Origin of the sequence: Chryseobacterium tongliaonense, from assembly GCF_041224435.1 — a bacterium.
Taxonomy (GTDB): Bacteria; Bacteroidota; Bacteroidia; order Flavobacteriales; family Weeksellaceae; genus Chryseobacterium; species Chryseobacterium tongliaoense.
Genome location: NZ_JBGFFD010000003.1, coordinates 18,383 through 42,372, shown reverse-complemented (window position 1 = coordinate 42,372; position 23,990 = coordinate 18,383). Strand labels below are relative to the sequence as shown.

The window sequence follows — 23,990 nt, the reverse complement described above, 5'->3', positions numbered from 1 at the left end:
ATGAAAAGAGCAAACCACCTTTCCATTAAAGACGCTTTAGACAAATTTTTAACCAAAACCGAAAACCTTTTCAAATGAGTTATTGTTCAGTTATAGAAAATATGCAGCCTGAAAGCAGAAAAATGCTTCATAAAAATTATCACGACAATCATTACGGATTTCCGATTCATGATGATAATGAATTATTCGGAAGGCTGATCATGGAAATCAATCAGGCCGGATTGAGCTGGGAAACAATATTAAGGAAAGAAAACAGCTTCAGGATGGCTTATGATAATTTTGACATTCAGAAAATAGCCGGCTATACCGAGCAGGATAGAGAAAGACTGCTGAATGATGCCGGAATTATAAGGAATAAGCTAAAAATAAACGCTGCTATTGAGAATGCGAAAACCGTTCTCCAGCTTCAGAAAGAATTCGGGTCTTTTGAAAAATGGCTGGAGCATCATCATCCTAAAACATTACAAGAATGGATGAAATTGTTTAAAAAGACATTCAAATTTACCGGTGGTGAGATTGTGAATGAATTTTTAATGAGCATCGGATATCTGAAAGGAGCCCACTCTGAAAGCTGTTCTGTTTACACAACAGTTTTAAAGCACGAGCCGATGTGGAAAAAATAATGGCTTCTTTCCTCAGTTCGGGTGTTGTTTATAATGTAGAAGAAAATGTATTGATGAAAAGAATTACTTCAGGCTTCTCACCGATACATCCGGTTTTTCACCCTGAGGAACAATAAAAATAGCATCATCGTTGATGGTATCGCCTGCATCAAAGTAATAGCTTCCCGTTACAGGAATGGTGCTGCTAACAAACTTTCCGGATTTGTCATAAGCAGAATAGGTTACATTGATCATCTGGGCCTTCATTTTCAGCTGAATTTTTTTGGAAGTCAGCTTAGCTCCGGTTGCATTCATACAATCCAGTTCTACAAGTCCGATATTGTTGACGATCTGAGGGTAAGACGATAATCTGACATTATATGACGTATTGGATGTATTTTTTACGGTAGCGGCTACTTTATAGCGGTCAAAAGTTTTGCCTCCTGCCTGCACACTTTCTTTGTTTAAAATGTTGAAAGTAACACTCATTCCATTGACGTCAATCGTTTGTCCGTCAGAGATTTTCTGAGCCTGTACAGCGTTTCCGAAAATGATGATAAAAAGTAAAGATAGAAAAGGGAATAAATTTTTCATATTATTGATTTATTTGGTGTGTTTGATCGTGATTAAAAATACAAAAAAATGTTTAACTATCTGCAGTATTTACAATTTCCCGATGCGCCTTTCCCCATTTTTCCAATTCTTTGATAAGGGGTTCCAGCTGATGACCAACAGAGGTCAGTTCATATTCCACTCGTGGCGGGACCTCAGCATAAACAGTGCGTGAAATGATTTTATTTTCTTCCAGTCTTCGCAATTGAAGGGTAAGCATTCTTTCAGTAATATTCGGAAGCTGTTTTCTTAATTCTCCGAACCTGAGCTTTCCGTTGATCAGATAGCAGCATATGGCCAGAGACCACTGTCCGCCGATGATATTGGAAGCATAAACTTCCGGACATTCATCTGATAATGCTTTTTTATTGGCGAAATTCGTGGAGGTTTCCTTTATTTTAGTCATTACTTACCTTTTTTATAGTACCATACAATAGGATGCTAATGTACAAAATGTAAGTTACGAATATTATTTTTGCATTAGAAATTTAATCAAATGAAAACATTAGTTATTGCTGTTCATCCCCATATCGAAGACTCCTTAATCAATAAAAGATGGTTAAATGAATTGGCCCGGTTCCCTGAAAAATACACAGTTCATGAATTATATAAAGCTTATCCTGATAAAAAAATTGATATTGCTAAAGAACAGGAATTAATAGAGCAACATGATAAAATTATTTTCCAGTTTCCTTTTTATTGGTTCAGCAGTCCGCCACTTCTGAAAAAATGGTTTGATGAGGTGCTTACATACGGTTGGGCCTACGGAAGTAAAAGCGGTTATAAAGCCGGCGGAAAGAAAATGGCTTTAGCAATCACAGCAGGAATTGATGAAGACGGGTACAGTGCTTCCGGAAAATATAAATACACAATGGAAGAGCTTACAAAACCTTTTGAGCTGACTTTTGAGTATATAAAAGCAGAGTACAAAAACTTATTTGTCTATTACGGAATCGAGCTCAATGCTTCGGAAGAATGGATTGAAAGAAGTATTCCGATGTACCTGGAGTTTATTGATGAGCTGTAAAATTTTATTAGAATTTTTCTTTCAACGATGGGAAGTTTGTCAATTAATAACTCTCAATTTCTAATCGACAGAATTACCATCCTCCAATCCTTTTTTGATCAGCTTTTGATTCTCTTTAGATTGCAGTGCGGGATTAGGATTGTCCTTTATGGTTTCAGCAGTCCAATAGCGCACCGTTGAATGTGGGCTTTTAAGAAGAGCCAGCATTAAATTGACGCTCTTGTCATCAGACCGTTTTTCTAAAGCTCTTACCAACTCGGCTAAAACATCTTTGTCTTTTGTATTTTGAAGGGCTGCATGCAAAGGTTCAAGCATTTCATCACTTGCAAGCAAAGGCTGGTCATAAGTGAAAAAGTAGTAGTCTTTTGGTTTTTGTTTTTCCTGGATGATATTGAGCCAGAATTTAAGATTTTCAGGGTTTTTAGAATTGAAAAGGGCATTCATAGCATCTCCGTCAAAATTTTTATTATTATTGACTTGCGAAATCAGATATTCCCTGTCTGCTTTTGTAGGACTGTTAGCCAAAGCGATCAAAGAAATTCTTCTCGTTTTATCGTCATTTAGAAAAGGCTGAACCAGATTGAGAAGATCAGACATCTGAAGCTCACCCAGCGTATAAATGGCATATCCTTTAAGATTAATATCCCAGTTTTTTACCGCATCTTTTACCAGCTGTTCTGTTTTAGGATTGTTTTCCGTCATAGACAACATCTGTACTGCTAAAATCTTTGATTTTTCATCGTTGCTGACTATCTTTTTGTAGGCAGTGTTTCTTAAAGAATCCTTATTCAGCTTGAAATACATGGGAAGCATGTGAGCATCACCAAAGTCTTCATTTTTCACCAGGAAATCGAACAGCTCATCGGTATGATTGGTCTTTAAGCTTAATAAAGCCATTCCTGACCAGAGAAGAGTACCTTTGCTGTTTTCTGTTTTAATTTTCTCCAGCAGGATTTGCTCTTTTGACTGATCCTGAGTGGATGCAATCAGTAAATAAGCGAGAATTCTTTTATTTTGATTGTCAGATCCGATCAACTTGTCAATGTTTTGTTTATACAAATTGTCATCTTTAAAGCTCAACATAGAATAATCGTTTGGAGTATTCCCTTCCAACCTTGAAAACAATTGTGTCGTATCACTGTGTGGCGTTAAAATAAGGGGATAATTCTGAAATAAATGATTAAGCTGGTCTTCAGTTAGATCCGTTTTTACAGCATTTTCAAAATCTTTTCTGAATTCTTTTACCGTTTTTTCCTGCGCTGATAAAAATATAAAGGTTGTTAAAAAGACTATGGCAATTAATTTTTTCATTTTTCGTAATAAGAATAGCTAAAATACTCAAATTTCCTTAGCCTACGGTTTTCGTATCTTCTTCCTTCAGAATCTTTTTCTCTTTCATAGAAACCATCATTCTTTCGGATTTGTATTTTTCCCAGTCAAATTGATTGAGAAAATCGAGCGCAGCCTGAAATCCCCTGTTAAAAAGATCTTCTTTCTCTTCTCTTTTCATGAAGAAATTAAGCCAGTCGCTGGTTCCGCAATTCACGGTCTGGATGCTGTAAAGATGGTAAAAAGTATGTTTGGTAAGGAAAGATTTATCATTAAAACCTTTCAGTGTACCAATAATATTTCCGGCGTAGGAGAAAGGGGTTTTCATGATCTCTTCGCTGGTCTTTCCTTTTTCAGAACTGATTTCCGAATCACTCGTCAGCTGTACCCCAAACAAAGGCATTCTCGGATAAAAAACATCGGCAGAATGAAACAGGTCGATCGGAAAATTGGAGATACTTCCGCCATCAATAAAAACACCGGCAGGGTAGATGTCTTCAGGTTTGGTATTCATCCAGAATTTCCAGGCGTATTTCACTGAGTCGGCATCCCTGTCAATTCTCTTTTGAAAAGGCTCGAAAAAGAAAGGAACCGACATTGACGCACGCACAAATTCGGCCGGGCTGATGTGCTTCAGTTCTTCTTCAGACCAGTATAAATTGGCCATAGTAGGCAGTTCAACCTTTATCTTAGCATTAATATCGGTTGTGATGACGATGTATTCGGACTTTAACAAATAAAAAGGATTTTGCTTGTAGTAATCATTGTTAACTGCGCTGTCGTAGAATATTTTATATCTCGTTTGATCGATGTGCTCGAGGTTGTTCACTTTAATTTCCTCAATGCTGTTTAAAGCGATGGCATAATATTCCATACCGTTTCCGTAGCGGTAGTTGAGGTTGAGCTGTAATCCTTTCTGTACGAATTTTTCATTGAGATCGGCTACCGTTTTGATTCCGAAACCGTCCAGAACACCTTTCATGCTATTTAAAAAAGTGTTTCCGGGATTAAGTCCGCTGTTCTGTTTCCGGAAATCATTGTAAAACTTTTTCAGACAGAAAAATGCAATAATAATGGGAATTAATGGAACAAGGAACAATAGCTTGGTATTGAGAGTGGTTTCCGAACGCGTTGCAAAAGGGATAATGACCAGAATGATCATAATTACTGCTGCAATGATCGCATTTATTTTCAGAAAGTTCTTATTGTTGAGCATCGCATGAATAGTCGTTCTCACATAAGGTTTTCCATCCATGAAATCGGCAAAATTCCAGTTGAAAAGAATTTCTTTGATGATCTCACTTTTAGCTTCTTCTTTGGTCTTACACGCCGCAATAAGCATGGTGTTGATCGCTCCGGCACTGGTTCCTGCCACTTTCAGAAAACGGATTCCGAAGATTTCAAGACCGTAAAGATACCCTACAAGTGCGCTTCCCCAGACACCACCACCTTCCTGTACAAATTCTACATACTGATTTCCTTCCGCATCCAGAAGATCCGAAAATTCTTTGGATGAAATATTCTCATGCAAAGCAGCAAGCTTATCCTTGGATTCCGGGGAAAGAACATTTTCTTCCAGGATTTTAGTAAGAACATCCGTTTTCATAGTGATTGGTGTTTTGGATTTTATTCTGTTTCCTATGAGATTGCTTCGTTACTTTGTTTCTCTCGCAATGACAGTATTATTAGATTATCAATTTTTATCGGAGATAAAATATTTGCGTCTTAAAGCCCTGTATTTTTCTTTAATTTGCGTCTTTGCGATTAACAATAAAAACAAAAGAATTTGATTTCTTCCTGTAAAAATAAAATATTTAACAATCGCCTGCCACCGTATTTTTCCCCTGATTGATAAGTAAAATCACCATTGTTTTCTCCTGGCATAAATAAAAGTGACAATGACGATCAGCGCCATTAATCCCAATGTGAAAAAATATCCGTTTTTATGATGCAGCTCGGGCATGTTGTCGAAGTTCATTCCGTAGACACCGGCGATAAATGTGATCGGTAAAAAATAAACGGAATAGATTGCAAGAACTTTCATCACCTGGTTGGCCTTCTGATCTGAAAGGGCCAGAAACATCGAAATAAGGTTGGTGATCTGTATATTCAAATGATCAAAATCCGCAACCACATCTTTATGTTTATCTTTTAAATCCACAATTTCGGAATCCTGCAGGTTTAACAGCTTAAACTTATCAATAGCATCAGTAGAAATTGTCAGCACCCTTGAATTCAACCCTGATTTTCTTTTCAGCTTATATAATCTGCGGATCTGGTTGGTATGATTGGTGTTTTTAAGGAAGATTTCATTTTCGATATTATCCATAGTCTCCAGCAAGCTTACAGATTCATCATCAAAACTTTTCATGATCAATAAAGCGATCATCAAAGCAATTTTCTGCGGTGCGGTCTCGTTTTGGGTAGCTGAAACCTGTTTCTTGGTTTCTGTAATACTTTTGGTTCTCATCCTGTGGATGGTAATAATGGTATTCCCCAAAATAAAAATCCCGATTTTAGTACTGATATCACTGATGGTATTGAGATTTTTTCTTTCCAGCTCGGTACTTTCCCGAAGCAGGAAGAATTTTACATTTCCGTCTTCTTCATATTTGGGAAGGTGGTTGGGATCCAAAGTATCTTCCAGAAGGAGATTATTAATTTCATACCGCTCATGAAGAAATTTCAAATCCTCCGCTGTCGGGGCCTCTACGTCTACCCATTCACATTGGGAGTCTCTGTATATCGTGTCAATTGGCATAAAGTAAAAATACTAATATTTTGAAATACTATGTGTTAAATAAGTCTATCTTTGCCAAAATTAAAAAAACTATATGATTAAAAGTACAATTAAAGGGATCGGATTTTATGTTCCGGATCATGTTGTAACGAATGATGATCTAGCTAAATTAATGACTACTAATGATGAATGGATCACCGAGCGAACCGGAATTAAAGAGAGAAGGCACCGAAAAAACAGAAACGATTCTGAAGAAACTACAGCATATTTAGGTTTCAAAGCTTCTGAAAAAGCTCTCGAAAAGGCAGGTTTAACGGCTAAAGATATAGACTATATTGTTTTCGCTACACTTTCTTCAGATTATTATTTTCCGGGATGTGGAGTTTTGCTTCAGGATATGCTTGGCTGTGATACGATCGGAGCATTGGATGTAAGAAACCAGTGTTCGGGGTTTGTATATGCAGTGAGTGTGGCCAATGCTTTCATTAAATCCGGAACCTATAAAAATATTCTGGTAGTGGGAGCAGAAGTTCATTCCTTCGGATTGGATTTCTCTGATGAAGGAAGAGGAGTTTCCGTAATTTTCGGAGACGGGGCAGGAGCAATTGTGCTTTCCGCTACTGAAGATGAAAATGCAGGTGATATTTTAGCGGTAAATATGCATTCTGAAGGTAAATATGCAGATGAATTATGTACTCAGTTCCCAGGATCAAAATTCGGTTGGAGTGACAGGATGAGAAAAGAACCTGAAAATGTTACCAATAAAGAAGTATATCCGATCATGAACGGAAACTTCGTATTTAAACATGCCGTAACAAGATTTCCGGAAACCATGCAGGAAGCTTTAAGCAAAGCAGGGAAAACAATCGAAGATCTTGATATGTTTATTCCGCATCAGGCCAATTTAAGGATTGCCCAGTTTGTACAGCAGAAATTCGGGTTACCGGATGAAAAAATACATAACAATATCCAGAAATACGGAAATACAACAGCAGCTTCTATTCCGATTGCTTTAAGCGAAGCGATTGAATTAGGGAAAGTGAAAAGAGGAGACCTTGTGCTTCTGTCAGCTTTCGGAAGCGGATTCACATGGGGAAGCGTATTGTTTGAATATTAATTTGACAGAAAAGAAAAGTATTTGCCAACCGGTAGTAATTCCCCTCCTGTGGAGGGGTGGCAGATCGGAAGATCTGACGGGGTGGTTAAAAATAGCAACAAAAAAAGCCGCAGATCAAAATCTGCGGCTTTCTTATAATGTATTGATTAAAGACTCTTCAGTAATTTTTCAGTGTCACCGGAATCTTCACCTGTCTTTTTTGCCAGTTCAATAGACTTTTCAGCCCATAATTTAGCATTCTTTTTATCGCCTACCTTATTATAAAGGTTAGCCAGTGTGTCTGTATTGGCATAGTTTTCATCTTTCTTTACAGATTCCTGAGCCCATTTTACAGCAGTTTCAAGAGAAGACTTGGTATTTACATTCTCAAAGAAATTCCATGCAACAGAATTTAATTCTTCAGAACTTAAAGCCGAATAATCTTTGTATAAATCAAGGCTCAGTTTCTCATAAGTGGCAATGTCTTTATTCTTTAAAGCTCTGCTTGCTTTTGCTCTTTTTAGAATTTTCTCAGATTCCTCCTTGCTTAAGAATTTTTGTGATTCTGTAAGGAAATAGTTATCGTCCCACGTTTTAGTATCAGCGTTATATGTTTTTTTCATAATGCTGTTCAGTTTGATATTTTTATCAAACATTTCATAACGGTCAGCAGGAAGTATTTTGATGATATCCGCTTTTTTTGCCTGGAAAGTTTTGTATAAAGGGCTGTCAGTAGTTTGTACTCCTGAAAGCAACATCTGAACATCTTCTTTATCTAAAGTAGTTTTCGCCTGGAAGTAACGGTCCATAACCCTTCCGGCAAATTCAGAATCATTATACATCGTAAGTCCTGCAAGATTCTTTAAAAACTCAGGATCTTTCTCTCCGTTTTCAAATTTCTGCTTTAAAGCTGCCAGTCTTTTATTCGGATCTCCCGCATCTTTTGCAAACTGGATAAAATCTTTTTCCTCTACATAACCCAGTGTTCTGTGTACTTCTTCACCGTCACCGTTCACGAAAAGGTAAGTAGGGTAAGCCTTAACATTATATTTTTTTGCCAGAGCGATACCTTCTCCTTTCTCCATATCAATTTTTGCATTGACGAAATTGGAGTTGTAATAATCTCCCACAGTCTTAAGCGGGAAGATGTTTTTTACCATCAGCTTACATGGTCCGCACCACGATGCATAAGCGTCGATAAAAATAAGTTTGTTTTCTTTTTTAGCTTTAGCAAGGATGGTCGCGAAGTTACTGTCTTCGAATTTAATTCCCTGGCTGAAAGCAAGAACTCCAATAAAAATGGAAGAGAATATTGCTAATTTTTTCATAAAACTTTTTATTGATTACAAATGTAATAATTATGTTGATACATGAGTCTGGTTTTAGGGAAATAAGTTACAGGCCTATCTGCTTTTTTTAATTTGGTTTCTGGATTTCTAAAAACAGTTGTTATACCACTCTATAAAATGAAAAACCGCAGAGAATTTCTGCGGTCTTTTTATTTCACTTTCATACTGTCTGTTTTGGTACTGTCTGCAACAGCAGCCGGTTCGGAATTGGCGACGGCAGAATCACCCATACTGTTCCTTATCGCACTCTTGTCGTGCTCATCTTTAAATTCTTCTCTTTTTTCTTTATTCTGAGCACAGCTTCCTAAAAATAATAAGCCCAATATGGCTCCCATCCATAATTTTTTCATAGTAATTCTTTTAATATTAAGTATAAATCAAATATAGAAAAATATTCATATTGATGAGTGATTTGAGGCTTATTATGTGAAATTTTAAAATGTTTTGCAATAATTAAGAATATTAAATCCCAAATATTTTTTCATCATGAAAATGGGATTATTGATCGCAGGAATGCTATTGGCTGAATGTTATTTTTACTTGGTTCCTATAAAATAAAAAAATCCGTAGAGCTTTCATCTACGGATTTTCCATTTTTGGTTAAGTTTACTTTATTTAGTTACAGGAGCTGCTATAGTATCCTGAGTTTTTGCTGCATCAGGATTGGTCATTTTCGTATTCATTGTATCTGTGGCAACAGGTGGTACAGTTTTCACTGTGTCTACTACTGTTGCTGCAGAATCTGTTTTACTCGATGACATTTGTGATTCCTTTGTTCCGCAACTCACTGCAAATATTCCTAAACCTAAGGTTAATAAAAATAACTTTTTCATAATATTCTTCTTTGGTGTGTGATGAAAAGTTCAATAACCGTTCCGAACCGGAAGTATAAATTATTAAAATATAAATAAAAATGATTAAATTTTGTTAAAAAAGAGTATTTTAAACTAAGATTGCAGCAAAACAAATAATTTCACTCCTAACTCCTGATTCATAAAAAAAGCCCCGAAATAAAATTCGAGGCTATATATTAGTTATTGCTCATTCATAGCTACTGAGTGATAATTACCCAAGATACGGATATTTATAATCTTTAGGAGAAACAAAAGTTTCTTTGATGCTTCTTACGGAAGTCCATCTAAGAAGATTCATTTTAGAACCTGCCTTATCGTTTGTTCCCGAAGCTCTTCCGCCACCGAACGGCTGTTGACCTACTACGGCACCAGTCGGTTTATCATTGATATAGAAGTTTCCGGATGCATTTTCCAATGCTTTGAAAGCTTCATTGATAGCATAACGGTCTTGTGCGAAAACAGAACCCGTCAATGAATATGGAGACGAAGAGTCTACCAATGCCAATGTTTCTTTCCAGTCTTTATCTTCATATACATAGATGCTTAAGATAGGCCCGAAAATTTCTTCCACCATGCTTTCATATTGCGGATTGGTTGTTTCAATAACTGTAGGATTTACAAACCATCCTTTAGAATCGTCACATTTTCCACCGATTACAACGTTTGCTTCACCTGAATTTTGAGCTCTTTCGATATAACCTTTACATTTTTCGAATGAGTTTTTATCAATTACAGCGTTGATAAAGTTGGAAGGATCTTCCGGAGAACCTATTTTGATAGAATTGATCTGAGTTTCCATTACTTTTTTCACATCTTCCCAAAGAGATTTAGGAACATAAGCTCTTGAAGCTGCAGAACATTTCTGTCCCTGATATTCGAAAGCACCTCTTACCAAAGCGGTTGCTACTGCTTCTACATTAGCGGAAGGATGAGCAATTACAAAATCCTTTCCTCCCGTTTCCCCAACGATTCTCGGATACGTTCTGTAGTTGTGGATATTATCACCGATCATTTTCCACATTCCCTGAAATACTTTGGTAGAACCTGTAAAATGAAGGCCTGCAAAATCCCTGTGAGCCAATACTTTTTCGGCAGTGTCTTTTCCGTCTGTGAAAATCATGTTGATAACCCCTGCAGGAAGGCCTGCTTCCGTTAAAACATCCATAATTACTTTAGCAGAATAAATCTGTTTGTCGGAAGGTTTCCAAACCACTACGTTTCCAAGCATTGCCATACATGCAGGTAAGTTTCCTGAAATCGCTGTAAAGTTGAATGGCGTTACTGCAAAACAGAACCCTTCCAATGGTCTGTATTCTACACGGTTCCAGATTCCGCTGTCGGAAACCGGTTGCTCAGAATACATTTCAGTCATAAATTCTACATTGAATCTTAAGAAATCTATGAGCTCACAAGCCGAATCAATTTCAGCCTGGTGTACATTTTTAGATTGTCCGATCATTGTAGCAGCATTGATTACATCTCTGTAAGGTCCTGCCAACAGATCAGCTGCTTTTAAGAAGATCGCAGCACGCTGTTCCCAGCCAAGCTCGTTCCATTCTTTTTTAGCAGCTAATGCAGCATTGATCGCATCATCTACATGCTGCATCGTACCTTTGTAATAAAACCCAAAATCATGAGCATGATCCTGTGGAGACTGAAGCTGAACTTTTTCATCTGTTTTTACTTCTTTTCCATTGATCACCATTGGAATCTCTGTTTTTTCAGCCCACATTTTTTTATAAGTGGCGATAAGGCTTTTTACTTCCGGAGAACCCGGTATATAAGAATTTACCGGCTCGTTTACTGCAAATGGTACTTGCGAAATTGCTTTAGACATATGATGTATGTTTTTAATTTTAAAAATTACTGATCATACAAATTTACGCTTTCATTTTGAAAGGAACAATTTCTGTAAATACTTCGGGCTTTTATTTTATGTTAATAACGGTATCTGATTTGTTCTTACAACTTTAAGATAGAAAAATATTCTTATCTCCTTACATTTTCTCATTTTCAAGGATTTTGAGGACCAGTTTTTCCTCTTGGGTAAGACCGGCTTTACCATCGTTTATTTCAATATCTTCAAGTTCATCGAGATACTTTTTGATGGTGTTGTTTTCGTAAAGGTTGATCACTAAAGGATGAACATAATACTTTTTGCACACCGTGCTGGTATTGCCCAGATGTTCGGCAACGATATCCAGAGCTTCTTTTATTTTCTTTTTGTATTCCGTGTTATTTTCAGCATAGCCGATTTCCTTAAAGGCAATCAAAGCATTTACGGTGCCTGACCAGGTTCTGAAATCTTTGGCTGTAAAATCTTCTCCGCTGATTTCCTTAATATAATCATTCACCATCCCGGAATCTATAGAATGCCGGTTTCCTTCGTCATCATAATACTGGAAAAGCTCTTTTCCGGGAATATCTTTACATTTCTGAACCAGTCTTGACAGTCTTTTGCTTTTCAGGTCGACATGATGCATAATTCCTTTTTTCCCTTTGAATGAAAAGGTTAATTTTTGTCCTTTAATCTGTACATGCTTATCTTTTAAAGTCGTTAAACCGAAAGACCCGTACAATTTTTCATAAGCGTTATTGCCGATACGGATATTGGTACGCTGCATAAGGCTGATGATGAGCGCCAGAATTTTTCTTTTTTCAAAATTCCGTAAAGCAAGATCCTGCTCTACATGCAGACGCATTTGAGGTAAAGCATACCCGAACTGAAGCATTCTGTAAAACTTGGTGTGGTTTCTGAGTGCGCTCCAGAGCGCATGGTATTTATACTGCTTTCTTCTTTTTATATCAAATCCCGTTGCTTGAAGATGGCCGTTATCCAAAGCGCAAATCCAGACATTTTCCCAGGCGGGAGGAATGACGAGGCTGTTGATCCTGTGGATCTCTTCTTTATCAACGATTTTCTTGCCATCCTTATAATACAGATATTTTTTTCCCTTTTTTTTACGAATGATCCCGGCGGTTTCTGTATCGGAAGTGTAAATCAGATTTACAGCCTTTGCAGAAGCCACCGGATCTTTCATAATTTTGACGATTTTAGAAGGTCGGAGGTGGGAGATAATTTCAAGATCATCGCTATCCATAATACAAACGGTTAAGAGTTTCTACCCTTCGAAAAAATTAATAATAAAATAACGACAACCGCTACTACAAGAAGGATTCCCCACCACATGCCGGCTTTGAAAATAGTCTCTATTGCCTCACAGCTTGTTAGTAATAATAAACTGAATACGGTAATACTGTATAAGGTTAACTTTTTCATATGATTTATATTTTGGTTTTAGTTTAAATTCTGTGATGCTTTAAAGATATAAACTCATCATTATAATAAGAAGAAGCTGTACAATGATGATTGGATTTTAATTTCTCGGAAACATCATTACATTAAAATTTAAAAGTACACTCTTAATCTCCTGTTTTATAAGGCTGATTTTAATTAAAGTGTATCTTTTTCCTTTTATTGAATAGAATATAGCAAGAATCTTTCCAAAATATTATAAATGAATTAATATTTTATTTTCGGGTATCGGTTCTTCCGTATTTTTTATCAATTTTTCATACTCTTTGAAAATGAAAAAGCAATTTATATCAACAGAAACAAATCAGATAGGGAAGATTCTTAAGAAATAGCAGTATTTTAGAGGTTTAGGGTGGGAAATAATTTCAAAGTCTGATTCTTCTCCATAAAAAATGGTTAAGAGCTTTTACCCTTCGAAAATAGGAGCGAAAAAATTACAACCACGGTACAAACCAGGAATAATTTCCCACCGCATCCCTACTAAATTGTTTTAAATACTATTAATCTGAAAATGATTAAACCAGTATTTATATGTTTAAATTATGTTTTTATACTCTATGATAATCCGGTCTCCAGTTTTTAATTGATCTCTTGATCTGGTCTCCGGAAATATTTTCATGAAGTGCCTTATATAAAAGCTCTTTAAATTCTTCATCATCAGCAAATCTCAGGGCAGAGATCTGGTCAAAACTTAATTTATCGATCACCTCATCAGACCTATTATTGAAAATTTCAAAATACCGCTGCCTGAATTCCAGTCTCACGATCCGGTTTTGATTGCCCAAAGCATAATGCTGTCTTACCATAATCGCCAGGTAGAGAAGCAGGAAAATAATGATAGAAAATAAGATCCATATCAGTTTATTTTGCGGGTCATCCCAAATCTTATAAACTCCTGTACCTCCAAGTATCAGCAACAATGGGAGATAAATAAAATGATGTGGCGGATAATATTTCTTGTGGTTTTTATAATCCTGTCTCTTCATGCTTTGGAATATAGCAATAATCTTTCCAAAATATTATATTTTTAATAATATTTGTGATTTTATATAAAATGAGAATGATAATTCTGTTTATATAATTTGAAAGTAAAGATCGTTTTGTTCTGATATTTTTTATAGAAGAAACAGTTACAGGTTGAAAATTTTCAAAAAGAAAATAGATGGTGAATGAGAGGAAATCTTCCGCAAATATTAGAAAAATGCGTGAATGATTTGATCGGTAAACATCAAATTTTTTGTAACTTTCGGTTTTAAAAAATTAAAAAATGACTTCAAAGGAAAAAGTAGCTGCGCTTCGTGAAGAAATGCAGAAAAATAATGTTGATGCATTTATAGTATATTCTGCAGATCCGCATATGAGTGAATATTTGCCTGAAGAATGGCAGGAGAGAGCCTGGTTGTCGGGTTTTTTAGGCTCTGCAGGTTTTGTGGTAATCACTAAAGATAAAGCCGGACTTTGGACTGACGGAAGGTATTTTACGCAGGCTGCTATAGAATTGGAAGGCTCCGGTATCGATCTTTTCAAAGACGGTATGGAAGGAACTCCCAATTATATAGACTGGATTATTTCTGAAATCCCGACCAATGGAAAAGTAGCTGTAAATGCACTGGCAACTTCGAATGCCAACTGGGAATTGCTTTCTCAAAAATTAAACGCTAAAAATATAACATTAATCGATCTTCCGCTACTGAAAGAGATCTGGAAAGAAAGAGGAACACCGTCTAAGAACCCGATCTTTGTACACCCTGTTGAAAGAGCCGGAAAATCGGTAACCGATAAGCTTGGAGCTATCCGTCAGAAAATGGAGGAACAGGAAGTTACCGTTCATATCATTTCAAGCCTGGATGATGTAGCCTGGACGCTTAACCTTCGTGGAAGCGATGTACAAAGCAATCCTGTATTTTTAGGATACATCATCATTACAAAAAATGATGCGATCTTATTCACTGATCTGGAAAAATTAGAAGTGGAAGCCAGAAAGCAGATGGATGACTCTTTTGTGAAAATGATGCCTTACGAGGAATTCCTGAATCATCTGAAAACCTTTAAAAATGAAAAGGTGCTGATTTCCCCAAACAGCAACCAGTCGATATTTGAAGCCCTGAAATCTGATAACCAGTTTGTAAAAGCCGCCGTTCCCGGAAATCTGATGAAAGCTCAGAAAAATGAAACGGAACTGGAAGGTTTCAGAAAAGTAATGGTGAGAGACGGAGTTGCAATGGTGAAATTTCTATACTGGCTGACTCACAATGCAGGAAAAGAAGCAATGAATGAATATTCCATTGGTGAAAAGCTGAGAGGTTTCCGTGAAGAAGGAGAAAACTTTGTGGGCGAAAGTTTCGGAAGCATCGTAGGATATAAAGATAACGGAGCTATCATGCATTATTCTGCAAAAAGTGAAGGAAGTAAAGAAGTAACAAATGATGCGAGCATCCTTGTAGATTCAGGAGGGCAGTATCTTGAAGGGACTACGGATATTACAAGAACATTGGCTCTGGGAGCGGTTTCTGATGAGTTTAAGAGAAATTCTACCTTAGTTCTTCAGGGATTGATCCGTTTATCAAGAGTTAAGTTTCCAAAAGGAACAAAAGGAGTTCATTTAGATGCTATTGCGAGACTTCCGTTGTGGATGGAAGGAAAAGACTTTAACCACGGAACCGGACATGGCGTGGGAAGCTTTATGAATGTTCACGAAGGGCCTCAGAATATCAGAAAAGATATGAATCCACAGGATCTTCTTCCGGGAATGGTTTGCTCAAACGAACCGGGATATTACCTTGAAGGCGATTACGGGATCCGTCATGAAAACCTGATTGCTGTAAAAGAAGCGGAAACAACAATTCATGGGACTTTTTACGAATTTGAAACCTTAACTTTCTGTCCGTTCTTTAAAGATACCATTGTAAAAGAAATCCTTTCCGGAGAAGAAATCGCATGGCTGAATGCCTATCACAAAACCTGTGAAGAGAAAATTTCACCATTTCTGGAAGGAGAAGTTAAAGAATGGTTCTTACAACTGGTAAGCCCGCTTTAAAATCAACGATTAAAAAAATATTGAGAATAATTCTCGAATTGTTAGATAATTTTCAAAGCCCTGCAGGAATTTTCTGCAGGGCTTTGATTTTGTGGAAGTTTCATACAGCGGAAACCCTGTTGAACATTGATCCGGTGGATTAAATAAAAGACATTCCGGATTACACAACCGTATTTTTACGGATAAATTTTTAGGGATTATCCTGAAGAATTGCAGAATGACGGCTGCTATCTTTGTATCAACAAAAACAGACATCATATCATTTCTTCATATATATAAACAAAAGCAGTTTTTTGAATCATCCCATTCCGGGATGATTTTTTATTATAGTTTGTCCGGTGAAAAATTTTGCTTAGAAAAAATTAATGAAGTTGATTCCATCTTTGTCACCTTTAAACTATAAAACCATATATTAAACCTTTGCGTGAAATTTAAACTGCATAAGCTACATTATTTTTCACCAGATTTTGTATCTGAGCCGTTTTGTTTAAATTCGCGGATAATTCATTGTGGGTATACATCTTTTTCCAATACCATTTAAGAATATTAAAAATGATAAAAAATTATTTCCGGAGCTTTAAAATATTCACAGAGAAAGAAATTGAAGATTTTCTGCCGTTTTTTGAAATCAGGAAACTACGGAAAAATGATTATTTTGTACAGGAAGGAGAGTGGTGTAAGGAAATAGCCTTCATAGAATCCGGGATTTTTCGTTCTTATTATATTTCCAATGAAGGAAAAGATATTACTTATTGCTTTAGATTTCCTAATGAGCTTATTGCATCCTATTCTTCGTTTATCTCAGGGAAAGCAAGTGTTGAAAATATGCAGGCGATCTCGGAAGCCAGTCTGCTGGTTTTAAAGAAAAATAAAATTGAAGAGCTGGTCAATAAAAATGCTAACTGGATCTTATTTTTAAAATTGATCGCAGAACAGGAATATCTTGAGCTTGAAAAAAGGTTTTTTCAGCTGCAGAGAGACAGTGCTACCGAACGGTATGACTTTTTATTGAAAAATCAGCCCGGCTATGTTCGGGAAATCCCATTGCAGTATCTAGCCTCTTATTTGGGAATTACGCAAAGGCATTTAAGTCGTATCAGGAAAAAAACATCTTTTTAGACATTTGTCCTGTCAGTTGATGTTGCAGCACTATAGTTTTGTAAAAAAAAGATAGATGCACTCAAACATTTTAATTATCGGCGGAACCGGAATGGTAGGAAAAACCATTGCCCGCATTTTCAGATCAAGAAATTCTCAACACTCTATTTTTATCGGAAGCCGAAAAGGTGGAAAAACAGATAAAGATTTAGTTATTGATGTTACCAGACCGGAAACTTTTCAAACCATTCTTGAGAACAATATCCGGCAGATTGTTTTATCTGTCAATGATAAGGAAGATTATATCCTTCGTTTTGCAATTGAAAACAATATTGATTATCTGGATATTACCAAACCGACTCCTGATCTCGTACGGGCATATGAATTTGCAGGGAAGCATAAGATCAACAGCCGGATTGTCTTCAGCTCAGGATGGATGGGCGGAATTGTAAGCGGTCTGGTCAACACTTTTTCTTCCGGGATGAAAAATATTGAAGAGGTGAAACTGTTTGTCTATTATTCAGTAAAAGATTTAGCAGGAGAAAGTTCGGCCCATTTTATGGCTGAAAATGTTGCAAAACCTTTTTCCAGTTATAAAAATAATACGCCTGTTTCTGTAAAGCATTTTTTAGATTCTGAATATTTCACATATTCTTTTGGCATAGGAAAACGGACAGCCTATAATTTTGATGTGCCGGATTTATATATTTTAAACCAAATTGAAAAAGTAGAGAATGTCAGTGTGAAAATGACCTATAATTCAAAATTTATTACCTGGTTGCTGGGCGCGTTTCAATCTGCAAGGATCTTTAATATTTTATCCTTAAAAGAGAGAAGAATGATCTTCGGATCAAGCGGTAATGGTGATCAGTCGGTTTTTGAAATTGTAGTTAAAGATAAAACCGGACATAAAAAAATAAGTCTGAGAAGTGAAAAAGGACAGGCTGAATTAACGGCTTTATCTGCTGTTTTACATCTTGAAGAATTATTAAATAACCGTTCTGAAAATAAAATATATTTCAGCCATCAACTGCACCAACCGGCTGCATTACTGGCTTCTCTTAATGCTTACGGAACCATTGATATACAAATAACAGAATGAAAAAAATAGTGATTATCAACGGGCATCCCAATAAAAATTCCTTCAGTTTTTCCATTGCTGAAGCATATAAAAACGGAGCGGAACAATCCGGGGCAGAAGTCAGAGAGATTGTTATAAGAGATCTGGATTTTAATCCGAACCTGCAGTTTGGATATCAAAAAAGAATGGAGCTGGAACCTGATTTGGTTAAAGCCTGGGAAATCATACAATGGGCAGATCATCTGCTTTGGGTTCACCCGGTTTGGTGGGGCGGCTTACCCGCTATAACGAAAGGCTTTATTGACAGGCTTTTTCTTCCGGGAATTGCTTTTAAATACAGAGAGAATTCTGTTTGGTGGGATAAACTTTTAAAAGGAAAGACAGGACATATTATCACCACTTTAGATCAGCCGGGTTTATTTTACCGGCTTTTCTTTGGAAGGCCAAGTATCAATCAGCTCAAAAAATCAACGTTGGAATTCTGCGGCGTACAACCAGTAAAAGTTACCTATATCGGAATTATCAAAACTTCGGATGAAGCACAACGTTCCAAATGGCTTAAGAAAGCAGAGCAGTTAGGACAAAAGCACAAATGATCCGATATAATATGAGTTTTATTCATATGTTGAAAACAGGTTTAAATTTTTTAGAATAAACAATAAATTAATAAAAATTCAGTTCATAAATTTGCAGAATGTTTTCCGGAAAATTGAAAATAATACTTAAATTACCCTCCATTAAAGGAAATTATACTAAGCAAAGAAAAAACTGTTGAAATGGTTGAATACCATGTAGTCGTTAATCTATGAATCTGAAAAAGCTTTTTGTTGTTTTAATAATACTGTTACCTATTTTGCATATTCGTGCCCAGAAAACAGATACCTTGTACATTCAGCAGTATCCCCAGAAATTCAGAATATCGGGATATATTGCCACCAGTTCCCTGGAAGTGGATGATTCAGACAGGCATTATACCCCTAATTATCCGTTGAATACTGGTGTTGGTTTAGCAATCAAAAATACCATTGTGGGATTACAATTAGGCTATGGTTTCATTCCTCTGACGGACAAAAAGAAATATGGAAAAACGAAAACCATAGATTTTCAGGTGCATCATTACAGAAGAAAAGCCATATTTGATTTGTTTTTTCAGGATTACCGGGGATTTTATGTTGAAAAAGATGAAGGTCAGAACCCGGAAATATTCAAAGATATGTCTGTAAAACAGATCGGTATGGAAGCCACTTATCTGTTTAACGGAAACCGGTTTTCATCCAAAGCAGCCTTTGATCTTGACGAGATACAGGTTCATTCGGCCGGGAGCTGGCTTTTAGGCGGTGGATCCTATTATTATAAGCTGAAAGGAATGCAGAAAAGCGGGTCTGATACCACCTACGGACTGGAAAATTTCCAGTTGGGTATTAATGGCGGTTATGCGTATTCCTGGGTGATGAATGACCGTTGGATGCTGTCGGGGACCATTCAGGCCGGTGCTAATTTCGGGAATGCTCCCAAAGCACTGAAAAAAGGAAAAATTGAAGTTTATCCTACAGCATTTGCCCGGATTGCAGGGAATTATCATAAAAAGGACTGGGGAATTTCACTGGCGATCATTATCAACAATAAGTCGGTTTATCCGTTAAAAAATGAAGAGCTCAATCTGACTGCCATTAATATGCAGCTATCCTACGTCAAACGTCTGGACTGTCTTTTTAAAACTAAAAATAAATAGTCTTCAATCTGTTTTGGGCCTTTGATCTCAATCAATACCATAGACAATCCGTATAACCATTTACTGTAAAAATTAGCATTAAAAAACGTAAATTTGCAGCATGAATAACGATACCATTTGTGCACTGGCTACGGCCAACGGAATAGGAGCTTTAGGCATTATCAGAGTTTCAGGGAACGAGGCATTATCTGTCGTTCAAAAATCTTTTCCTTCCAAAAATCTGGAAAAACAGAAATCACATACCATCCATTACGGGTATTTTATGGATGAGAATGAAGCTATTGATGAGGTGATGTTATCTGTTTTTCTGGCTCCGAAAAGTTTTACCACTGAAAATTCTGTGGAAATTGCTTTTCACGGTTCGCCGCACATTGGTAAACGTATTCTTGAAACTTTAATTAAAAATGGAGCCAGAATGGCCAAAGCAGGAGAGTTTACACTTCGTGCTTTTATCAATGGCAGAATTGACCTTTCCCAGGCTGAAGCGATTGCCGATGTGATCGCCTCTGAAAATGAGGCTTCGAGAAAAGTAGCCATCAATCAGCTGAAGGGTGGAATTACCAACGAAATATCGCTATTAAGAACCGACCTGCTGAACTTTGTTTCACTAATTGAGCTTGAGCTTGATTTTGCGGAAGAGGATGTAGAATTTGCAGACCGGTCGGCTTTAAATCAGTTACTTGATAAAATTGATTTAAAACTGAATTCTCTGATCGAAAGCTTCCAATACGGGAATGCCATCAAAAACGGAACAGCGGTTGCCATCATCGGAAAACCGAATGCCGGAAAATCCACTTTACTGAACGCTTTATTGAAAGAAGAAAGGGCAATTGTAAGCAATATCGCCGGAACAACGAGAGATACGATCGAAGAGGTATTGCATATAAAAGGCCATGCCTTCCGATTGATTGATACGGCAGGATTACGTGAAACAGCAGATGAAATCGAGGCAATAGGTGTCAAAAAAGCAAAAGAGAAAGTTCATAACGCCAATATTTTAGTATATCTGGCAGATGCGGCAACAGAAGATTTCTCCGAAGACATTGAAATGATCAGATCTCTGCTGAGAGATGATCTGAAACTGATTATCTGTGCTACAAAAATTGATGAAGTTCTTCCCACGAAATATGAAAATGTTGAAGATATTTTCAGAAATGCGATCTCCGGTGATTTTGATTTCATTAAGATCTCTGCGGTTGAGGATCAGAATATGCAGGATCTTAAAAACGAATTGTCCTCTTACGTAGAACAATTAAAATCCGAAGAAAATAACGTCGTTATCACCAATCAACGCCACTTTGAAGCGCTGCGAAAATCTTCAGATGCCGTATCCAAAGTGAAAGAAGCCATCACCTTCCGGATCTCAACGGAGTTACTGGCCTATGAACTTCGAAATGCTTTGGAACACCTTGGGGAAATATCAGGAGAAGTGACTAATGATGAGGTGCTTGGGAATATTTTTTCTAAGTTTTGTATCGGGAAATAATGTATTTAAATAGCTGAAAATCAATAACTTATATCAATTAAGCAAATCCTTTCTAACATACCATAAATCACTGTATTACAGCATTTTATGTGTTTCGTAAAAGAAAATTAGCACTATAAATCAGTTAAATTTGTCCCCAGTTTTGTCCCCTAGTTCTAAAATAAAAATCGTATGATTTTATTGGTTAATTCACTGCACTTAATATATACTAGGATACTCTAAATGAATTGATTAGTATTTATTTAAAGGTAATTCTTTAGAACTTTTACAGCCTTTTTGATAATAATTCATTTTCATAGAAAACGATTTAGATTTAAACAATTTACCATTAGTATAAAGGTTAATTTACTGTACTTAATGAGTCTAATTTCTATATAAATTGATTAAGCAGTTTATCTGGAATATACACTCAAGGCAAGTTCAATATGGAATTTATCTGGGATCAGGAACTTCATAATGAAGTAGTAAAATTATCAAAAGAATAGAATAATATTAAAAGAGTTTCAATTTGAAACCCTTTTAAGTTTAGCTAATAATTTCTGAAAGCCTAGACAAAAAGAGAGTAAAAACCTAACTGCAAATTATATTTCAATTTTATAATAATCATACTTTAATGGTTTGGTTTAGCCGTCAAAGTATTCTTTTCCACGCCAGGAGCACCTTGGAGCCGTAGCATTATTTATGATAATCATGGAATCAATTTGACATTTTCTGAAAAAGTTTTTAAATTAGATACTAATAATTATTTACTCGTTCGAGCATACTTTTCATAAAATAGGTTAATAATATGGCTAAAACACCCGATGACCCCAATCTTCGGATGTTTTTATTATGCAGCTATTTCTCTACGAGAAGCGCCTAAAATGACTTAAGAAATAGAAAAAATAAAAATTATGCACCTCAAAATTTAAAAATTCCGTACTTTTCCAGTATGGGTTTTTTGAAATTTTTACCTGATAGCAATTTGCGAAATCATATTGCATTCTTTTGGGTTGTTACATTTGAAGAAGATAATGATCCATCTGGAATTCGGATTTACGCCGATGGTTGCTCAGATATTATTTGCAATGCCGGTTCCACCAATGTATCTTTCTATCCGTTGGAAGGAACCCATCAAGCCATTCTCCTTTATCCCGGCCAATTATATCTGGGCGGGACCATGACCACCTATGGGATACTCAAGGGCAAAGCAGGGGGTACATTGACCGGAATTCGTTTTTGGCCTGGTGGCTTTTATGCCCTATTCTCGCAGACGATAGAGCCGGCTGTGGATTCAACAATTGAATTTTCGGATGATGGTTTGTGTAAACTCATGAGACAGATCAAAGACCTGGATAGCAGATTAAACAATTGGTTTAAAACTCGTTCCGCCCCTACAGCAGTACAACTTGCGGGCAAGTATGACTTTATTTATCTCCGCAAACAAATGTATGAGTCAGGTGGACAGGTAACCGTTGAAAAATTAGCGGCTGAAATGTGCGTTAGCAATAGGACATTAGAACGTATTTTTAAAAAGAACGTCGGTATTTCACCTAAAGACTTTCTGCAGATTGTTCGTTTTCAGGAAGTGTTGAAGCGCCTGCAAAATGCTTCAGTAAACTATGACACAGACGCTGAAAAAGAAAGTCTTTTACTAATAGCATTTGAATTGGGGTACTATGATCACGCCCATCTTACGAAAGAGTTTAAAAAATACTCAGGCATTCTGCCATCAGAATTGTCGCATTTTTACAAAACAGGGATATCCGGTAGCCAGTATTTTTGATTTTTATAAAACTTAACACACTAACCCAATGGAAGAAGTATTTTCAAGGGGAGGTGAATATTTACTCCGCATTTCACATACTGATACAAACGGTCTAAAATTGCCTTCCCAATATTCAGAATATACATTATTATATATTCCCTATGGCAGTGGCATATACCATGCAGATTTCGGTACTTTTAATTACAGTGGTCCGGTAATCCTATTCTCAACCCCGTTGCAGGTCATTTACCTGGAACAGGTTAAGTCTACGCCCCTGACTGTACTGCAATTCCACGGCGATTTTTATTGTATCGAATATCACCGCTCAGAAGTCGCCTGCAATGGTTTGCTGTTTAACAATATTTATATACAGCCCTGCATAACTTTAACAGAGAACGAAGTGCATATGTTTAGTAACCTGCTGAATGAGATCTCCGCAGAGTTCATCTACAAAAGATAAGATTTGCGATATTTTCTGATAGGCTTTAGTTTCAGCAGCTACCTTTTCATTATCTACCACAATTTCAGCGTGGAAGATTTTCTGCTACATGAAGCTACTAGATGGAAGTATACAATTGGAGGAAATACATGATGAATTTATTTTAACCACAGAAAATAGTTCTGAAAAAATTAACGAAGATTTGCATGATTAATTTTGGAATTAATTGAAGAGCAATAAAAATGTTTTAGTTTCAAAAATGCTTTTGACAAAACAGGGTATTGATTTCAATGCCCTGTTTTCTATAATTACATAAGATTATGAATTTAAATTTTTAATTATCTAGCTTTTAATTGATTCTGTCTTTAGGTGATATTCCATCACTCTCAGAAACTTTTTTTACTCCTTTCAAGTCAAATTTTTTGTTCGATGTAGGAAATAATAG

General features: G+C 36.4%; 23 protein-coding genes. 11 read left to right on the top strand and 12 right to left on the bottom strand.

Translation table 11 applies throughout. The features are described from left to right. The first annotated feature begins 74 nt into the window (after nt 1–74). Nucleotides 75–623: a DNA-3-methyladenine glycosylase I gene (locus AB8P06_RS07660; RefSeq protein ID WP_369840163.1), complete on the top strand. Its 549-nt coding sequence runs from the start codon at nt 75–77 to the stop codon at nt 621–623. Between the two features lie 63 nt (nt 624–686). On the opposite strand, the gene AB8P06_RS07655 is transcribed toward AB8P06_RS07660, so the two are convergent. Both AB8P06_RS07655 and AB8P06_RS07650 read right to left on the bottom strand, forming a co-directional pair. Continuing rightward, nucleotides 687–1,196, bottom strand: a complete 510-nt coding sequence (locus AB8P06_RS07655; protein WP_369840162.1) for a hypothetical protein — start codon at nt 1,194–1,196, stop codon at nt 687–689. A gap of 52 nt (nt 1,197–1,248) precedes the next feature. After that, nucleotides 1,249–1,620, bottom strand: a complete 372-nt coding sequence (locus tag AB8P06_RS07650; protein WP_369840160.1) for a winged helix-turn-helix transcriptional regulator — start codon at nt 1,618–1,620, stop codon at nt 1,249–1,251. Nucleotides 1,621–1,710: 90 nt separating this feature from the next. Between AB8P06_RS07650 and AB8P06_RS07645 the strand changes: the two genes are divergently transcribed. After that, nucleotides 1,711–2,241 (top strand): NAD(P)H-dependent oxidoreductase, encoded by a 531-nt coding sequence (locus AB8P06_RS07645; protein WP_369840158.1) that lies wholly within the window; start codon nt 1,711–1,713, stop codon nt 2,239–2,241. Nucleotides 2,242–2,301: 60 nt separating this feature from the next. Here the strand turns inward: AB8P06_RS07645 and AB8P06_RS07640 are convergent, their stop codons facing one another. The 3 genes from AB8P06_RS07640 to AB8P06_RS07630 all read right to left on the bottom strand — a co-directional run bounded on the left by AB8P06_RS07640 (nt 2,302) and on the right by AB8P06_RS07630 (nt 6,331). Next, complete coding sequence (locus tag AB8P06_RS07640) at nt 2,302–3,552, bottom strand: HEAT repeat domain-containing protein (RefSeq protein WP_369840156.1); 1,251 nt, start codon at nt 3,550–3,552, stop codon at nt 2,302–2,304. Between the two features lie 37 nt (nt 3,553–3,589). Beyond that, the gene (locus tag AB8P06_RS07635) at nt 3,590–5,176 is read right to left on the bottom strand and encodes a patatin-like phospholipase family protein (protein WP_369840154.1); all 1,587 of its coding nucleotides are present in this window, start codon (nt 5,174–5,176) and stop codon (nt 3,590–3,592) included. Nucleotides 5,177–5,431: 255 nt separating this feature from the next. After that, nucleotides 5,432–6,331 carry a magnesium transporter CorA family protein gene (locus tag AB8P06_RS07630; protein WP_369840151.1) on the bottom strand — a complete coding sequence of 300 codons (900 nt, stop codon included), beginning with the start codon at nt 6,329–6,331 and terminating at the stop codon, nt 5,432–5,434. Between the two features lie 73 nt (nt 6,332–6,404). Here AB8P06_RS07630 and AB8P06_RS07625 point away from each other — a divergent pair, with 73 nt between their 5' ends. Further along, entirely contained in the window at nt 6,405–7,427 is a 1,023-nt protein-coding gene (locus AB8P06_RS07625) for a 3-oxoacyl-ACP synthase III family protein (protein WP_369840149.1), read from the top strand. A gap of 146 nt (nt 7,428–7,573) precedes the next feature. Here AB8P06_RS07625 and AB8P06_RS07620 read toward each other — a convergent pair whose 3' ends face one another. The 7 genes from AB8P06_RS07620 to AB8P06_RS07590 form a co-directional block, all read right to left on the bottom strand. Beyond that, nucleotides 7,574–8,734, bottom strand: a complete 1,161-nt coding sequence (locus AB8P06_RS07620) for a thioredoxin family protein (RefSeq protein ID WP_369840147.1) — start codon at nt 8,732–8,734, stop codon at nt 7,574–7,576. Between the two features lie 170 nt (nt 8,735–8,904). Next, a complete protein-coding gene (locus AB8P06_RS07615; RefSeq protein ID WP_369840145.1) occupies nt 8,905–9,105 on the bottom strand; it encodes a hypothetical protein in 201 nt (66 codons plus the stop codon). A 261-nt stretch (nt 9,106–9,366) separates the two neighbouring features. After that, on the bottom strand, nt 9,367–9,516 hold the full coding sequence (locus tag AB8P06_RS07610; protein WP_369840143.1) for a hypothetical protein: 150 nt from the start codon (nt 9,514–9,516) through the stop codon (nt 9,367–9,369). A gap of 304 nt (nt 9,517–9,820) precedes the next feature. Continuing rightward, nucleotides 9,821–11,446, bottom strand: coding sequence for an L-glutamate gamma-semialdehyde dehydrogenase (pruA, locus tag AB8P06_RS07605; RefSeq protein ID WP_369840141.1), 1,626 nt, complete (start codon nt 11,444–11,446; stop codon nt 9,821–9,823). 160 nt (nt 11,447–11,606) lie between these two features. Beyond that, a complete protein-coding gene (locus AB8P06_RS07600; protein ID WP_369840139.1) occupies nt 11,607–12,650 on the bottom strand; it encodes a DNA topoisomerase IB in 1,044 nt (347 codons plus the stop codon). Nucleotides 12,651–12,721: 71 nt separating this feature from the next. Then, a complete protein-coding gene (locus tag AB8P06_RS07595; RefSeq protein WP_369840138.1) occupies nt 12,722–12,889 on the bottom strand; it encodes a phosphatidate cytidylyltransferase in 168 nt (55 codons plus the stop codon). Between the two features lie 584 nt (nt 12,890–13,473). Beyond that, on the bottom strand, nt 13,474–13,911 hold the full coding sequence (locus AB8P06_RS07590; RefSeq protein ID WP_369840137.1) for a DUF6526 family protein: 438 nt from the start codon (nt 13,909–13,911) through the stop codon (nt 13,474–13,476). Nucleotides 13,912–14,192: 281 nt separating this feature from the next. Between AB8P06_RS07590 and AB8P06_RS07585 the strand changes: the two genes are divergently transcribed. From AB8P06_RS07585 to AB8P06_RS07550, 8 genes are all read left to right on the top strand, one after another. Next, nucleotides 14,193–15,962, top strand: a complete 1,770-nt coding sequence (locus AB8P06_RS07585; protein ID WP_369840136.1) for an aminopeptidase P family protein — start codon at nt 14,193–14,195, stop codon at nt 15,960–15,962. A 552-nt stretch (nt 15,963–16,514) separates the two neighbouring features. Then, a complete protein-coding gene (locus AB8P06_RS07580) occupies nt 16,515–17,081 on the top strand; it encodes a Crp/Fnr family transcriptional regulator (protein WP_369840134.1) in 567 nt (188 codons plus the stop codon). 55 nt (nt 17,082–17,136) lie between these two features. Beyond that, entirely contained in the window at nt 17,137–18,162 is a 1,026-nt protein-coding gene (locus AB8P06_RS07575; RefSeq protein ID WP_369840132.1) for a saccharopine dehydrogenase family protein, read from the top strand. Beyond that, nucleotides 18,159–18,737, top strand: a complete 579-nt coding sequence (locus AB8P06_RS07570) for an NAD(P)H-dependent oxidoreductase (protein WP_369840130.1) — start codon at nt 18,159–18,161, stop codon at nt 18,735–18,737. The genes AB8P06_RS07575 and AB8P06_RS07570 overlap by 4 nt, the downstream gene beginning before the upstream one ends. A gap of 209 nt (nt 18,738–18,946) precedes the next feature. After that, nucleotides 18,947–19,873, top strand: coding sequence for a DUF4421 family protein (locus tag AB8P06_RS07565; RefSeq protein WP_369840128.1), 927 nt, complete (start codon nt 18,947–18,949; stop codon nt 19,871–19,873). Between the two features lie 100 nt (nt 19,874–19,973). After that, nucleotides 19,974–21,359: a tRNA uridine-5-carboxymethylaminomethyl(34) synthesis GTPase MnmE gene (gene mnmE / locus AB8P06_RS07560; RefSeq protein WP_369840126.1), complete on the top strand. Its 1,386-nt coding sequence runs from the start codon at nt 19,974–19,976 to the stop codon at nt 21,357–21,359. 931 nt (nt 21,360–22,290) lie between these two features. Next, nucleotides 22,291–23,124 carry a helix-turn-helix domain-containing protein gene (locus tag AB8P06_RS07555; RefSeq protein ID WP_369840124.1) on the top strand — a complete coding sequence of 278 codons (834 nt, stop codon included), beginning with the start codon at nt 22,291–22,293 and terminating at the stop codon, nt 23,122–23,124. Between the two features lie 100 nt (nt 23,125–23,224). After that, complete coding sequence (locus AB8P06_RS07550) at nt 23,225–23,566, top strand: hypothetical protein (protein WP_369840122.1); 342 nt, start codon at nt 23,225–23,227, stop codon at nt 23,564–23,566. Nucleotides 23,567–23,990: the final 424 nt, after the last annotated feature.